Raw genomic sequence first — 14,292 nt, 5'->3', positions numbered from 1 at the left:
CTCAAACCTCTGCGGGCGTGGCGGCGCGATTGAGTTCGGCCAGCGACAGGTTGCGGTCGAACAGCGGCGCCAGGCTCTGGTCATGGCTGACAAACAACAGGCTGGCGCCGGCTTCGCGGCATTCGGCGAACAGCAGTCGAATGAAGGCTTCGCGGGCGTCGTAGTCCAGGGCGGAAGTGGGCTCGTCGGCGATCACCAACTCCGGTTGGCCGATCAGTGCACGGGCGGCGGCCACCCGTTGCTGTTGGCCGATGGACAACGAGTCGGCACGGCGCTCCAGCAGGTCTTTGTCCTTCAAACCCAGGTGCGCCAGCAAGGTCGCGGCGGCCTGGTCGACGCTGCCGTGGCGTTGGATCGCCCGTTGCGCGCGCAGCTTGGAAAAGTGACAGGGCAGCTCGACGTTCTCGCGCACCGACAGGAACGGCAGCAGGTTGAACTGCTGGAAGATATAGCCGGTGTGGTCAACGCGAAAGCGGTCCCGGGCGCCGGCCGAGAGTTCGGTCAACTCCTGGCCGAGCAGGCGGATGCTGCCCTGGCTGGGCTTCTGCACACCGCCGAGCAGGCCGAGCAAGGTGGTTTTGCCACTGCCGCTCGGCCCCTTGAGAAACAGGGTTTCCCCCGCTTCCAGGCGGAACGCGGGGATGTCCAGCAACTGTGGGTGACCGGGCCAGTTGAAGCCCAGGTCAGACAGTTCGATCAATGGGTGGGTCATGGGCACTCAGAACTTCAGGGTGGCTGCGGTGGCGGTCGCTTCAACACCTTGCTGGCCGCTCGGGCCGATCAGTTGTACCTGAATTTTCTGGGTGGCGGGGAAGGTCTTGAACACCTGGGTCAGGTCCAGGTTGCCCAGGGCGGTCGGCGTGGCACAGGTGAATTGGTAGTGGGCGTGGATTTCACTGTGATCGTGATGATGCTCGTGGGCGCCGTCTTTGGCGTCGTGGTCATCATCGTCGTCGTGGTCGGCTTCCGGTTTGTCGCCGAACAGCGGGCTGTTGAGTTCCTGGGAGCTGATCACGCAACCGGCGGCCTTGGGCAGGTTGAACAGCGCCAGTGGGTTCTCCAGTTGTTTGCGTGCAGCGGCGACCTTGGCTTTGTCGGCTGCGCTGGTGGCGAGGTGTTCGAAGCCCACCAGGTTCATCGCCGGGCTGTCCAGTTCAAGCTCCAGGGCCTGGCCGTCGAGTACCGCGTTAAGGCGGCCGACGCCATGTTCGTGGGCGCCGAGGCTGCCGTGTTCGTGATCGTGGTCATGCTCGTCGGCAGCTTGAGCGATGGCGAGTGGCAACAGGGCAAACGGCAAAGCAAGCAACAGACGGCGCATGGGAAAGCTCCAGAGATGAAAGTTTTGTTATGTGATCTTATAACAATAGTGCCGAGAGTTTGCCCGCCCGCTTGGCGTTGCGCAAGCCGCATGGGAGCATGCTCGTCAGAAAAAATGCAGGAGTAAGGACGATGTTGCGAATTCGTGGAACCATCGGCGACCTGCCGGTGGACTTGACCCTGGAGCTGGACGACGGCGATTGGGCACGACTCGGCGCGCAGTTGCAGGCAACGCCCATGGCAAGTGCGCCCGCCGCGCCGGCAGCGCCGGTCAAGCCGAACGATGATCTGTGGCAGAACGCCCAGGACCTGTTGCGCAACGCCGGGCAACTCAGTGGCCTGGAACTGCTTGATCGACTGGAAGGTTTGGCGGGGGATGCCGCGGCGGGCAAGCGCCTGTTGGTGCGCCTGCGCCATAGCGCCAAGGTCAAGGTGGCCAGCGGCGGGGATACGCCGCTGTACAGTTGGATCGGCGATTAGTACAGCGCGGCGAACAACTTGCGGCGGTACACGGTCACCAGCGGGTGATCATTGCCCAACAGTTCGAATACCTGCAGCAAGGTCTTGTGCGGCAGGCCTTCGCTGTAGCTGCGGTTGCGGATAAACAGCTTGAGCAAGCCTTCCAGCGCCGCGTCGTACTGCTGGCGCGCCAGTTGCTGAATCGCCAGTTGATAGGCGGCTTCGTCATCCTGCGGGTTTTGCGCCAGGCGGCTTTTCAGCTCGGCGGCGTCCGGCAGGTCGGCGGCCTGGCGCAGGAAGGTGATTTGCGCCTTGGCGCCGGCGAGCGCTGCTTTGTGGTCATCGCTCTTCACCGCATCGAGCACGGTTTGGGCTTCACCCAACTCACCGCGTTCGGCCAGGCAACGGGCGTACAGAATCAACGCGGTGGCGTTGGTGTTGTCTTCACCCAGCAGCGCCACCAGCACGGCCTCGGCGTCGCTGATGCGGCCATCGGCAAACAGCGCCTGGGCCTGCTCCAGCGGGTCAGCCGCCGCCGGTGGTGGCATCTTCACGTGAGGCTCCAGCAGCGCCCGCACCGCCGACTCCGGCTGCGCCCCGGCAAACCCATCCACCGGCTGGCCATCCTTGAACAGCACCACCGTCGGCAGGCTTTGAATGCCAAAGCGCGCGACGATGTCCTGCTCCGCCTCGCAATCGACCTTGGCCAGCAGCAGCTCACCCTGATAACTCTGGGCAATCTGCGCCAGCATCGGCATCAACGCCTTGCACGGCGCGCACCATTCGGCCCAGAAATCCACGAGCACGGGTTTTTCGAAGGAGTTCTGGATCACGGCCTGGTCGAAATTGGCGCTGGTGACGTCGAAGATGTACGGCGTGGGTTCACTCATGGGGCGTCTCGAATAAAGCGGGAATGGGGCAACTATAAGGGCTGGCGCCGCGAATGGTACAGGCTCACCTTGCGAAACTCCCAAGGCTCGGCCAAGTCCGGCAACGTCAGTGCATCGAGTATCTCCAGCCGCCGATAAGCGGGGTGCTGGAAGTCCCGCACGCGCGAGTCCGCCACCAGCGCTTCGCGGCCTCGGCTGAGGAAGTGGTCGAGCAACGGCAGGTTGGCGCGGTCGTAGAGCACGTCGGCGACCAGGATCAGGTCGAAGCGGTCGGCTTCGGCGAAAAAGTCCGCCGAGTAACTCAGTTCCACACCGTTGAGTTCGGCATTCGCCCGGCAGGACGCTAACGCCAGCGGGTCCAGGTCGCAGGCCACCACTTCCAGCGCGCCGGCTTTGACCGCGGCAATCCCGGCCACACCGGAGCCCGCGCCGAAATCCAGCACGCGCTTGCCTTTCACCCATTGCGGGTTCGCCGCCAGATACCGCGCCAGCGCCAAGCCGCTGGCCCAGCAAAAACTCCAGTAGGGCGGTTCATGCAGGATGCGTCGGGTTTCCTCGGGGCTGAAGGCGCGGTCCATGTTGTCCGCATCCAGCAGCCACAATGAAAGCGCAGTACCCGGCAGCGGGCAGGGCACCAGTTGGGCGTCGCCGATCAGCGCGCTCAGGGCGCGCTGCAAGTCCAGCGGCGGCGTCATGGCGCCTTGACGAGTTCCAGAGGGCCGGTGGTCTGGGTGATCGCCTGGGTGATGCGCACGGCAGGCAGGTGCAGGATCAACTGGCCGGATTGGCTGGCACGGCCACGCAATTCAACCCGCGCACCGGCTGGGAACGCCTCGGGGTTGTAGCGCAGGCGGAAGGCCAGGGGCTTGCCGTTGCCGGTCAAGACGCTGCTCGCCAACAGTTGTTGCGGGCGCGAACGGTCATCGATCACCAGCAGCGCCATCTCGACTTCGGCGCCGGCCGGTACGTTGGTGAGGCTGCCGCTGATTTCGCGTTGATAGGCGGGCAGGGGACCGAGGTCTTCAATGCCGGGGACTTTTTTCTCTTGTGCAGGCGTCGGTTGAGGGGCGGCCGGCTTGGGGGCTTCGCTGCTGCAGGCGACCAGGACACTGAACACGGTGAGCAAAACAAGTGGTCGTAACTGCATGTACGGCTCCAGAAAAGGACAAAATCCGTGGCTTGAAATATAAGAAACATATAGGCCTGCCTATATACCGTAAAGGCTATGGCTTGTCTTGCCACAGGGATGCGCTACCATGGCCCTCCCTTTTTTTGTTGCCTGCCACCATGCACTGTCCCTTCTGCGGTGCCAACGACACCAAGGTCATTGACTCGCGTCTGGTCGCCGAGGGCGATCAAGTGCGTCGCCGGCGCGAATGCCTGGCCTCTGGCTGCGGTGAACGTTTCACCACCTTCGAAACCGCCGAACTGGTATTGCCGCGCCTGATCAAGTCCGACGGCAGCCGCCAGCCCTTCGACGAAGAAAAACTGCGCGCCGGTATGCAGCGCGCCCTGGAAAAACGCCCGGTGAGTGTCGAGCGGCTGGAGGCGGCGCTGGCGCATATCAAGCACAAGCTGCGCGCCACCGGCGAACGCGAGGTCAAGAGCCTGGTGGTGGGAGAGCTGGTGATGGGCGAGCTGCAAAAGCTCGACGAAGTCGCCTATATCCGTTTCGCCTCGGTGTATCGACGCTTCCAGGACCTCAACGAGTTCCGCGAAGAGATCGACCGCCTGGCCCGTGAGCCGGTCAAAGAATGAACCCACTTTCTGCTGAACAGGCTGTGCTGGACGCCCATTACATGGCCCGCGCCCTCGAACTGGCGCGCAACGGCCTGTACACCACCCACCCCAACCCGCGTGTGGGCTGCGTGATTGTCCGCGCTGGGCAGATTGTCGGCGAAGGCTGGCATGTGCGCACCGGCGAGCCCCATGCGGAAGTGCATGCCTTGCGGGCTGCCGGTGACAAGGCGCGCGGCGCCACGGCGTACGTAACCCTCGAGCCCTGCAGCCACTACGGCCACACCCCGCCGTGCGCCGATGCGCTGGTGAGTGCCGGGCTGGCGCGGGTGGTCGCAGCGATGCAGGACCCCAACCCGGAAGTCGCCGGGCGCGGCATGCAGCGCCTGGCCCAGGCCGGAATCGAGGTGCGCAGCGGCGTGCTGGAAGGTGAAGCCAGGGCCCTGAATAAGGGCTTCCTCAAGCGTATGGAGCATGGCCTGCCGTTTGTGCGGGTCAAGCTGGCGATGAGTTTGGACGGCCGCACTGCCATGGCCAGCGGCGAAAGCCAATGGATCACCGGCCCCGCCGCCCGCGCCGCCGTGCAGCGCCTGCGCGCCGAGGCCAGCGTGGTGCTGACCGGTGCCGACACCGTATTGGCCGACGGCGCACGCCTGACCGTCCGCGCCGCCGAACTCGGCCTGGACGACGCCACCACGGCCCTGGCCATGTCGCGCCCGCCGCTGCGTGTGCTGATCGACGGCCGTTTGCGCGTGCCGCTCAACGCACCGTTCTTCAAGGCCGGCCCGGCGCTGGTCATCACCTGCGTCACCGCGGAAAACCAGTTCCCCCGTGGCCCCGAATGCCTGGTGGTGCCGGGCGTGGACGGCCAGGTCGACCTGCGCTCGGCGCTGGTGGCGCTGGCCGCCCGTGGCGTCAACGACGTCTTGGTGGAAGCCGGCCCTAGCCTGGCGGGCGCGTTTGCCCAGCAGGGCCTGGTGGACGAATACGTGATTTTCGTCGCCGGCAAGTTCCTCGGCTCCGCTGCCCGGCCTTTGCTGGACTGGCCACTTGAGAAGCTGGCCGACGCTCCCCAACTCAAGATCACTGAAATGCGCGCTGTAGGCGACGACTGGCGAGTCACTGCCATCCCTGTGCCAGCAGCGAGCGTATAATTCTGACCGGGCGCTCAAGTGCCCGCACCGTTTTCCAGGAGAAGGCCATGTTCACCGGCATTATCGAATCCATCGGCAGCATCCGCGCCATGACCCCCAAGGGCGGCGACGTGCGCCTGCTGGTTGAAACCGGCAAGCTCGACCTCGGCGACGTCAAGCTGGGGGACAGCATCGCTGTCAGCGGCGTGTGCCTGACCGTCGTCGAACTGCCGGGCAACGGCTTTGCCGCCGACGTCAGCCGGGAAACCCTGGACTGCACCGCGATGAACGACCTCAAGGCCGGCAGCCCGGTCAACCTGGAAAAAGCCCTGACCCCGACCACTCGCCTGGGCGGCCACCTGGTCAGTGGCCACGTCGACGGCGTCGGCGAAGTGGTGGCCCGCAGCGAAAATGCGCGCGCCGTGGAATTCCGCATCCGCGCGCCCAAGGAGCTGGCCAAGTACATTGCCCACAAAGGCTCGATCACCGTCGACGGCACCAGCCTGACCGTGAACGCCGTGAATGGCGCCGAATTCGAACTGACCATCATTCCCCACACCCTGAGCGAGACCATCATGGCGTCGTACCAGCCTGGTCGCCGGGTGAACCTGGAGGTCGACTTGCTTGCCCGTTACCTGGAGCGCCTGCTTATGGGCGATAAGGCCGCAGAGCCTGCCGCCGGTAACATCACCGAAAGTTTTCTGGCCGCTAACGGCTACCTGAAATCCTGACCAAGGGGGTGCCCTGTGGCGCTCAATAGCATCGAAGAACTGGTTGAAGACATCCGCCAAGGCAAGATGGTCATCCTGATGGATGACGAAGACCGCGAAAACGAAGGCGATATCATCATGGCCGCCGAGGCCTGCAAGCCTGAGCACATCAACTTCATGGCCAAGCACGCCCGTGGCTTGATCTGCATGCCCATGAGCCGCGAGCGCTGCGAGCTGCTCAAGCTGCCGTTGATGGCGCCGCGCAATGGTTCAGGGTTTGGTACCAAGTTCACCGTATCGATTGAAGCGACCACCGGCGTCACCACCGGCATTTCCGCCGCCGACCGTGCCCGCACCGTGCAAGCCGCTGCCGCCAAGGACGCCAAGGCCGAAGACATCGTCAGCCCCGGCCACATCTTCCCGTTGATGGCTCAACCGGGCGGCACCCTCGCTCGCGCCGGCCACACCGAAGCCGCCTGCGACCTGGCGCGCATGGCCGGTTTCGAGCCCTGTGGCGTGATCTGCGAAGTGATGAACGACGACGGCACCATGGCCCGCCGCGCCGAACTCGAAGCCTTTGCCGCCGAACACAACATCAAGGTCGGCACCATTGCCGACCTGATTCACTACCGGATGATCCACGAACGTACCGTTCAGCGGATTGCCGAGCAGCCACTGGACAGCGAACTGGGCCAATTCAATTTGGTGACCTACCGTGATTCGGTGGAAGGCGACGTGCACATGGCCCTGACCCTGGGCACCATCTGCGCCGACGAGCCGACCCTGGTGCGCGTGCACAACATGGACCCGCTGCGCGACCTGCTGATGGTCAAGCAACCGGGCCGCTGGAGCCTGCGCGCCGCCATGGCTGCGGTGTCCGAGGCCGGCAGCGGTGTGGTGCTGCTGCTGGGTAACCCGGTGGATGGCGACGTGCTGCTCGCGCATATTCGCGAAACCGCCGAGCAGACCCAGGTGAAAACGCCGACCACCTACAGCATCGTCGGTGCCGGTTCGCAGATCCTGCGTGACCTCGGTGTGCGCAAAATGCGCCTGATGAGCGCACCGATGAAATTTAATGCGATATCCGGATTCGATCTGGAAGTTGTAGAATACGTGCCCTCCGAATAAAGGCCGGCGCTTTTTGCCCCTTGTTCGCGGTTAAATCATCACTGAGGGACGCACTTTTCGCGTCCCGGCTCTTTAAGAGATTTGTCGAATGACCCTGAAGACCATCGAAGGTACCTTCATCGCCCCCAAAGGCCGCTATGCCCTGGTGGTTGGCCGCTTCAACAGCTTCGTGGTTGAAAGCCTGGTAAGCGGTGCCGTGGATGCCCTGGTTCGCCACGGTGTGAGCGAGAGCGACATCACTATCATCCGCGCCCCTGGCGCCTTCGAAATTCCACTGGTTGCGCAAAAAGTTGCTCAGCAGGGTGAATACGCGGCGATCATCGCCCTGGGCGCGGTCATTCGTGGCGGTACTCCGCACTTCGAATACGTGGCCGGCGAATGCACCAAGGGCCTGGCCCAGGTGTCCATGGAGTTCGGCGTGCCAGTCGCTTTCGGCGTACTGACCGTGGATTCCATCGAGCAAGCCATCGAGCGTTCCGGCACCAAGGCCGGCAACAAAGGCGCTGAAGCTGCCTTGTCCGCCCTGGAAATGGTCAGCCTGCTGTCGCAGTTGGAGGCCAAGTGATTTCCGACGAGAGCGATTGCTTCAACCCGCGCGACGAGCGTCCAGCGGACGCCGGCAAGCCTTCGAAAAGCGAAAAGCGCCGTGCTGCCCGCCAGCTCGCCACCCAGGCGCTGTACCAGCGTCACATGGCTGGCACCTCGCTGAACGAGATCGAAGCGCAGTTTCGCGTCGATAACGACTTCACGTTTGCCGACCAGAGCTACTTCCACGACATCCTGCACGGCGTTCCGGCCAACCTGGCCGAGATCGATGCGGCATTGACGCCGTGCCTGGACCTGACCCTCGAAGAGCTGGACCCGGTTGAACTGGCCGTACTGCGCCTGTCCACCTGGGAGCTGCTCAAGCGCGTCGACGTGCCGTACCGCGTGGTGATCAACGAAGGCATCGAACTGGCGAAAGTCTACGGTTCGACCGACGGTCACAAGTTCGTCAACGGTGTGCTCGACAAGCTGGCCCCGCGCCTGCGTGAAGCCGAAGTGAAGGCGTACAAGCGCTAACCTGCGCTTGAGTCCTGAATGGGCGAGTTCGAGCTGATCCACCAGTACTTCGCCGCCGCGCCGTGCGCACAGGGCGGCGAGGGCATTGCCCTGGGGATCGGCGACGACTGTGCCCTGCTGGCGCTCCCCGCCGGGGAGCAGCTGGCAATTTCCACCGATACCTTGGTGGCCGGCGTGCACTTTGCCGACCCCTGTGACCCGTTCCTGCTCGGCCAGCGCTCGCTGGCCGTGGCGGTCAGCGACCTGGCCGCCATGGGCGCCCACCCCCTCGCGTTTACCCTCGCACTCACTACGCCGACCGTCGATGCCGATTGGCTGCAACGCTATGCCCAGGGGTTGAACGCCATGGCGCAAAACTGCGGTGTGGGCCTGGTGGGCGGCGACACCACGCGCGGTCCGCTGAGCCTGACCCTGACCGTGTTTGGACGTGTCCCGGCCGGTCAAGCGTTGACCCGCAGCGGCGCACAGCCGGGCGATCTCTTGTGTGTCGGCGGCGAGTTGGGTAATGCCGCCGGTGCCTTGCCGCTGGTATTGGGGCAGCGCAGCGCCGATGCTGCGATTGCCGACCCGCTGCTGGCCCATTACTGGTCGCCACAACCGCAGTTGGCCCTGGGCCTGGCTCTACGGGGCAAGGCCACATCGGCGATGGATATTTCTGACGGTCTTCTGGCCGATTGCGGGCATATCGCCAAGGCCTCGGCTGTCAGCCTGTTGATCGAGCGCCAGAAGCTGCCGCTGTCCAACGCGTTGCTGGCGTTTGTCGGTGATGACGAGGCGCGGGTCGCCGCATTGAGCGGCGGCGATGACTACGTGCTGGTGTTCACCCTGCCGCCCGTCGAGTTGGCGCCGTTGCTGGCTGACGGTTGGCCGGTGCATGTTATCGGCCAGGTCCAGGCGGGGCAGGGCGTAACGCTGCTTGACGCTCTCGGGCAAGACATCACCCCGGCCATCCGTGGCTATCAACATTTTTGTCCGGCACCCTGAATCGCGTGCTGCGCTACGCTCTATTACGTCGTTCTGGATGCTGGATTTGCAGGAGATCATCGCCATGGATGTACGCCGCTGGCTGCTGATGCTGCTGTGTGTCCTTCCGGCATGGGCCCAGGCGCAGGAGGTGCCGGTGGTGCCCGGCAAGGTCATGCTGGCCAGCGAGGCCTGGGACGACTACACCAATGCCGACGGCAGCGGCCTGGCCTGGGATGTGTTGCGGCACGTCTTCGAACCGGTCGGGATCACCCTGCAAACCCGCATTGAGCCCTATACCCGCTCGGTCGGCCTGGCCCAGCGCGGTGAAGTGGATGGCTGGGTCGGTTCCTACCGCGATGAAGTCAAGGGTGTGCTCTACCCGCACTGGAACTTCGATTCCGACCCCATCTACGCCCTTGGGCTGGCGACCTCGCCGATACCGAGCGCCGCGACGCTGGGGGATTATCGCCTGGCCTGGGTGCGGGGCTACAAGTACGAGGCGTATTTGCCCCATGTGCGCCGTTTCAATCAGATCCAGCGGCGCGATGGCATCTTGCCGATGCTGCAGCATGGTCGTGCCGACTTCTACATTGATGCGCTCACCGAAGCCCGATACGTTCTCAGTCAGGCGGACGCCCCGTCCCAGTTCCGGCTCACCCACATCATCGACCTGCCGCTCGACGTGGGGTTTGCCGATACCGAGCGTGGGCGGGCATTACGCACCGTGTTTGACCAGCGCATGGCGGTCCTGGTGAAAAGCGGCGAACTGAAGCCGATTTTCCTGCGCTGGAAACTGCCGTATCCGTTCTGACCTGCATAGAACCGGGACGAAGGCCAATCAAACCGATTGATCTTTATCAGCGATAATTCAGCTTAAGCGTCTGTAGGAACCTGCTGTTACAATGCCCGCCTCTGTGAAATCTGAAATCAGGAGCACACGGTGCCCGTCGTTTTCGTCGCTGCTTCCAAGCTGCCTACCCCTTTTGCCACGTTCACCATGAGCGGCTTTCTCGAAGAAGCCACCGGGCGCGAGCACGTTGTGCTCAGCCTCGGCGATATCGCCGATGGCGCACCGGTTCTCGGTCGCGTGCACTCCGAGTGCCTGACCGGCGATGCGCTGTTCAGCCAGCGCTGTGACTGCGGCTCGCAATTGGAAGCCGCGATGCGCGCCATCGCCCGTGAAGGCCGTGGTGTGCTGTTGTACTTGCGTCAGGAAGGCCGTGGCATTGGCCTGCTGAACAAGATTCGCGCCTACGAGCTGCAAGACGGCGGCGCCGATACCGTCGAGGCCAATGAGCGCCTGGGCTTCGCCGCCGACCAGCGTGACTACGCGATCTGCCTGCCGATGCTGGAACACCTGGGCGTGAAGTCCCTGCGCCTGATGACCAACAACCCGCGCAAGGTCAAGGCCTTGACCGAGATGGGCATCGCCGTGGCCGAGCGCGTACCGCTGCACACCGGGCATAACCCGCATAACAAACTCTACCTGGCGACCAAGGCCAGCAAGCTCGACCACATGATGGGCAATGAGCATCAAGGCGAGGTCGACCGCGCGTGACCCGTGGCCAGGTGAAACGGCGACTGTCCTTCAGCTGGTGGCAGTATCTGGCCCTGGCGCTGCTCCCGCTGTTCGTGATCAACCTGGTGTTTGGCCAGGCCGAGCCCTTGCTGCCAGTGCTGGCCATGCCGTTCTTTATCGCCGGCGTGGCGTCGATGTTCCTCAGCCTGCGCTACTTCAACGGCTATAAACACGCCCTGATCGCCACCTCCAAAGCCCTCGATACCGCTGAAGAACCGGCTGCCTGGATCACCCTGGCGGCGCGTCGGCGCACGGCCTTGATGGTGGCGGCCGTGCCGGCCTGGGTGGGCGCACTGGCGGTGTTCGTCGGGCTGGAAGCGGTGCCGCTTTTCCTGTTGGCGCTGTCGACGACGGTGTTGTTTTACCTCTACCGCATCCCGCGTCAGTTGGGATGATGCGCCGCTGGCTGGCGATGCTGCTGCTGGCATTCAGTGCCCAGGGCCTGGCGGTCGAACGTGTCGTCAGTCTGGCGCCTTCACTTTCTGAAATCGTGGCTGAGCTGGGTGCTGCCGACCTGCTGGTGGGCGTGCTCGATGGCGGCGACCGGCCGGTGGCACTGGCGGACGTGCCGTCGGTTGGGCGTTATGGGCAGTTGGACATGGAGCGCCTGCTGAGCCTCAAGCCCGACCTGATCCTGCTCTGGCCCGGCAGCGTCGGCCCCGCCCAGCGCGAGCAGCTGCAGCGCCTGAATATCCCGGTGTACGTCGCCGAACCCCATAGCCTCGAACAACTCACCACCCAGGTCCAGGCCATCGCGGAGCAATTGGGCCGTGCCGACGCCGGCCGGCAATTGGCCGCGCACCTGCGCCAGCGCCTGGCGCAGTTGCGTCAGCGTTATCAGCGGGCCGAACCGTTGCGGGTGTTCTACCAGGTGTGGAACCAGCCGCTGTACACCGTGGGCGGCGGCCAGATCATCAGCGACGCGCTGAGCGTGTGCGGTGCGCGCAATGTGTTTGACGACCTGAAGCTGCCCGCGCCGCAGGTCAGCATCGAGGCGGTATTGCAGCGCAATCCCGAGATGATCCTGGTGGGCGATCAGGCTCAGAAGGAAGCCTGGACGGTCTGGCCAACCATGGCGGTGCGGGTACGGCTGGTTCCGGATAAAGGCCTGGAACGGCCCAGCGGGCAGATGCTGGAAGCGCTGGCGCGGCTGTGTCAGGTGATTGCTCCGAGCCGCTGAGGCCGGTCCAGGCCACAATCAGATTTCAGGTGTCCAGGTCACGCCAAACATCCACATCCGGCCTTCTTCACGGTAATCGTGATTGTTGACGAATGCCGGATCGTTGTAGCTGTAGCGCGCCCGCGCATAAGACTTGTCCAGCAGGTTGTCGACCTTCAGCGACAGCCCCACTTCCCGTGTCACCGCCCAACTGCCGCGCAGCCCGAGTAACCCATAGCCGCCCAGGCGCTGGGTGTTGGCTTCATCGTCATAGCTGTGGCTGATCGCCTGCCAACTGGCGCCCACGCCCACCTGGTCGAATTGCCGGTCGAGGTCCAGGCTCAACGTCCGCCGCGCCCGGCGGGCCAGGGTGTGGCCACTGTCGCGGTCGCGGGGGTCGATGATCGACAGCCCGAGGTTGCCTTGCCAGCCGAACAGGTCCTGCTTGAGCGCCGTCTCAACACCGTTGATGCGTGCCGACGCCACATTCTGCGGCTTGCCGGTTTGGTCGAGAATGATCGCATCGCTCAAATCGGTGCGGTACAGCGAAGCTTCCAGGCGCGTGCTGTCACTCAACTGGCTGCGCCACTGCAGTTCGTAGCTCTTTGATGTTTCGGGCTGCAGGTGGGGGTTGCTGTACTTCGTGTCCGGATAATAGAGGTCGTTGAAGGTCGGCGCGCGGAAGCTTTCGCTGTAGCTCAGCAGCAGGTCATTGTCGGGGTTGACCGGCAAGGTCAGGGTGCCGCTCCAGCTGTTCTGCCCGCCGAACTGCTGGTTCTGGTCGTGACGCAGGCCCAGTTCGGTGGAAAACCACGCGCTGTGAAAGCGATGCTGCACAAAGGCGGCGCGGTTCCAGCGGCTGTTTTCGGTAAAGGTGGTGGAGCCGTGGAAGCGGTCTTCGTACCAGTCGCCGCCGAGGATCAGGTTGTTTTGATCGTCCAGGGTCAGGTCGTTCTGCCAGTTGACCGAGTCGCGGTAGGTGTTGAATACGCTGAAATCATCGCTGAGGGTGTCGCGCTTGGTGTCGCGATTCTCGCTGTGGCCCAGCTCCAGGCGCGATTGCCAGTGCTCATTGAGCGTGGCGTCGACATAGCCGCTGGCGCTGCTCACGGCGTAGTCGGTGTAGGGTTTCTGGCCGACGGTTTGCCCGGTGGCGGCGGCGTAGCGGCCGAAGCTGTTGTCGTACTCCGACTTGCCACGGTTATCCAACAGATTGAAGCCCACCTCCAGTTCATCGCTGAAGGAGTGGCTGAGGTTCAGGCTCACGGACTGGTTGCGATAAGCATCATGGTCGCCGTCGCTGGGGAACGACTGGCGGGTTGAGTTGATGCCGGCCGTGTCATCCAGGCTCGCGCCCAGGTTGAAGCGCGTCTGTGTGTCACCGCCCGAAAGGCCAAGGCTGCGCTCCCAGGTGTTGTGGCTGCCGAACCCGAGTTTCACCCGCGGTTGCACGCCTTGCGCGGCATTGCGCCGGGTGAATACCTGGATCACGCCGCCGATCGCGTCGCTGCCGTAGATCACCGAGCGCGAGCCGCGCAGCACTTCCACCCGCTCAATCTGGTCGACGCTGAGGTATTGCAGGCCGCTGTCGCCGGAGGTGGTGTTGGCGATGCGCTGGCCGTCGACCAACACCAGGCTTTGGGCGGACTTGGTGCCCCGCAGGTAGATGCCCGGCAAACTGCCACGGCCACCGGAGGGGGCGACTTGTACGCCGGGCACACGGCTGAGCAGGTCGGTGAGGCTGGTGGGTTGCAGGCGGTCGATGTCGTCGCGGGTGAACACGGTGTTGGCGGCGCTGCTGTCGTTGCGTGCCTGGACCTGGCGGTTGGCGCTGATGACGACGTCGGGGAGTTTCAGGGCGTTGTCGCGGGTGTCGGCGAGCAATTCAGGGGAGGGCAAAAGAAGCGGCAGGGCAAGGTACAGGTGTTTCATGGGCTGTCCATAGCGTTTGAAGATGGCACAATCAAATGTGGGAGGGGGCTTGCCCCCGATTGCAGTGTGTCAGTCTCAGTAGCTGTAACTGATCCACCGCTATCGGGGTGTAGAACCGTAGACATCGTTTACATCTGAAACCGGGGACATCGTTTACACATTTGAGGCCTGGACGCGGGTCATACCTCGTCCAAGCCTCCCCAAGGGATAATCACACAGG

18 protein-coding genes are annotated in these 14,292 nt (G+C 63.9%); 12 read left to right on the top strand and 6 right to left on the bottom strand.

Annotation, left to right across the window (positions count from 1 at the left end):
• Window position 1 precedes the first annotated feature (1 nt).
• Both J1N02_RS10005 and J1N02_RS10000 read right to left on the bottom strand, forming a co-directional pair.
• The gene (locus J1N02_RS10005; protein WP_027605184.1) at window positions 2–712 is read right to left on the bottom strand and encodes an ABC transporter ATP-binding protein; all 711 of its coding nucleotides are present in this window, start codon (window positions 710–712) and stop codon (window positions 2–4) included.
• Between the two features lie 6 nt (window positions 713–718).
• Window positions 719–1,318, bottom strand: a complete 600-nt coding sequence (locus J1N02_RS10000) for a DUF2796 domain-containing protein (protein WP_092358196.1) — start codon at window positions 1,316–1,318, stop codon at window positions 719–721.
• Window positions 1,319–1,449: 131 nt separating this feature from the next.
• Between J1N02_RS10000 and J1N02_RS09995 the strand changes: the two genes are divergently transcribed.
• On the top strand, window positions 1,450–1,797 hold the full coding sequence (locus J1N02_RS09995) for a hypothetical protein (RefSeq protein WP_108574238.1): 348 nt from the start codon (window positions 1,450–1,452) through the stop codon (window positions 1,795–1,797).
• Here the strand turns inward: J1N02_RS09995 and trxA are convergent.
• The 3 genes from trxA to J1N02_RS09980 are packed head-to-tail and all read right to left on the bottom strand — an operon-like array spanning window position 1,794 to window position 3,813.
• Window positions 1,794–2,666: a thioredoxin gene (gene trxA / locus J1N02_RS09990; RefSeq protein WP_421147335.1), complete on the bottom strand. Its 873-nt coding sequence runs from the start codon at window positions 2,664–2,666 to the stop codon at window positions 1,794–1,796. The two genes, J1N02_RS09995 and trxA, sit on opposite strands and share 4 nt — an antisense overlap.
• Before the next feature lie 32 nt (window positions 2,667–2,698).
• Window positions 2,699–3,361 (bottom strand): class I SAM-dependent methyltransferase, encoded by a 663-nt coding sequence (locus J1N02_RS09985; RefSeq protein WP_421147334.1) that lies wholly within the window; start codon window positions 3,359–3,361, stop codon window positions 2,699–2,701.
• Window positions 3,358–3,813, bottom strand: a complete 456-nt coding sequence (locus J1N02_RS09980; RefSeq protein WP_027605189.1) for a YbaY family lipoprotein — start codon at window positions 3,811–3,813, stop codon at window positions 3,358–3,360. Before J1N02_RS09980 ends, J1N02_RS09985 begins: the two co-directional genes overlap by 4 nt.
• A 140-nt stretch (window positions 3,814–3,953) precedes the next feature.
• Between J1N02_RS09980 and nrdR the strand changes: the two genes are divergently transcribed.
• From nrdR to J1N02_RS09925, 11 genes are all read left to right on the top strand, one after another.
• Window positions 3,954–4,424 carry a transcriptional regulator NrdR gene (nrdR, locus tag J1N02_RS09975; protein WP_027605190.1) on the top strand — a complete coding sequence of 157 codons (471 nt, stop codon included), beginning with the start codon at window positions 3,954–3,956 and terminating at the stop codon, window positions 4,422–4,424.
• Complete coding sequence (gene ribD, locus J1N02_RS09970; protein WP_065942243.1) at window positions 4,421–5,557, top strand: bifunctional diaminohydroxyphosphoribosylaminopyrimidine deaminase/5-amino-6-(5-phosphoribosylamino)uracil reductase RibD; 1,137 nt, start codon at window positions 4,421–4,423, stop codon at window positions 5,555–5,557. The genes nrdR and ribD overlap by 4 nt, the downstream gene beginning before the upstream one ends.
• A gap of 47 nt (window positions 5,558–5,604) precedes the next feature.
• Window positions 5,605–6,267: a riboflavin synthase gene (locus J1N02_RS09965; protein WP_065946586.1), complete on the top strand. Its 663-nt coding sequence runs from the start codon at window positions 5,605–5,607 to the stop codon at window positions 6,265–6,267.
• A gap of 15 nt (window positions 6,268–6,282) precedes the next feature.
• On the top strand, window positions 6,283–7,374 hold the full coding sequence (gene ribBA / locus J1N02_RS09960) for a bifunctional 3,4-dihydroxy-2-butanone-4-phosphate synthase/GTP cyclohydrolase II (RefSeq protein WP_027605193.1): 1,092 nt from the start codon (window positions 6,283–6,285) through the stop codon (window positions 7,372–7,374).
• 88 nt (window positions 7,375–7,462) lie between these two features.
• Window positions 7,463–7,939, top strand: a complete 477-nt coding sequence (ribE, locus tag J1N02_RS09955; protein WP_003176356.1) for a 6,7-dimethyl-8-ribityllumazine synthase — start codon at window positions 7,463–7,465, stop codon at window positions 7,937–7,939.
• Complete coding sequence (gene nusB / locus J1N02_RS09950; protein WP_027605194.1) at window positions 7,936–8,436, top strand: transcription antitermination factor NusB; 501 nt, start codon at window positions 7,936–7,938, stop codon at window positions 8,434–8,436. The genes ribE and nusB overlap by 4 nt, the downstream gene beginning before the upstream one ends.
• A gap of 18 nt (window positions 8,437–8,454) precedes the next feature.
• Window positions 8,455–9,420 (top strand): thiamine-phosphate kinase, encoded by a 966-nt coding sequence (thiL, locus tag J1N02_RS09945; protein ID WP_027605195.1) that lies wholly within the window; start codon window positions 8,455–8,457, stop codon window positions 9,418–9,420.
• Between the two features lie 64 nt (window positions 9,421–9,484).
• Window positions 9,485–10,213 carry a substrate-binding periplasmic protein gene (locus J1N02_RS09940; RefSeq protein WP_421147333.1) on the top strand — a complete coding sequence of 243 codons (729 nt, stop codon included), beginning with the start codon at window positions 9,485–9,487 and terminating at the stop codon, window positions 10,211–10,213.
• Window positions 10,214–10,342: 129 nt separating this feature from the next.
• The gene (gene ribA, locus J1N02_RS09935; RefSeq protein WP_027605197.1) at window positions 10,343–10,960 is read left to right on the top strand and encodes a GTP cyclohydrolase II; all 618 of its coding nucleotides are present in this window, start codon (window positions 10,343–10,345) and stop codon (window positions 10,958–10,960) included.
• The gene (locus J1N02_RS09930; protein ID WP_027605198.1) at window positions 10,957–11,376 is read left to right on the top strand and encodes a hypothetical protein; all 420 of its coding nucleotides are present in this window, start codon (window positions 10,957–10,959) and stop codon (window positions 11,374–11,376) included. Before ribA ends, J1N02_RS09930 begins: the two co-directional genes overlap by 4 nt.
• Entirely contained in the window at window positions 11,373–12,161 is a 789-nt protein-coding gene (locus J1N02_RS09925; RefSeq protein WP_421147332.1) for a cobalamin-binding protein, read from the top strand. The genes J1N02_RS09930 and J1N02_RS09925 overlap by 4 nt, the downstream gene beginning before the upstream one ends.
• Before the next feature lie 18 nt (window positions 12,162–12,179).
• On the opposite strand, the gene J1N02_RS09920 is transcribed toward J1N02_RS09925, so the two are convergent.
• Complete coding sequence (locus tag J1N02_RS09920; protein WP_421147331.1) at window positions 12,180–14,072, bottom strand: TonB-dependent receptor domain-containing protein; 1,893 nt, start codon at window positions 14,070–14,072, stop codon at window positions 12,180–12,182.
• Window positions 14,073–14,292: the final 220 nt, after the last annotated feature.

Source organism: Pseudomonas sp. NFX5 (genome assembly GCF_049132125.1).
In the GTDB taxonomy this organism is placed as follows: Bacteria; Pseudomonadota; Gammaproteobacteria; order Pseudomonadales; family Pseudomonadaceae; genus Aquipseudomonas; species Aquipseudomonas marginalis.
Note: the sequence above shows the minus strand (reverse complement) of the source record. Positions and strands in the feature narration are given on the sequence as shown.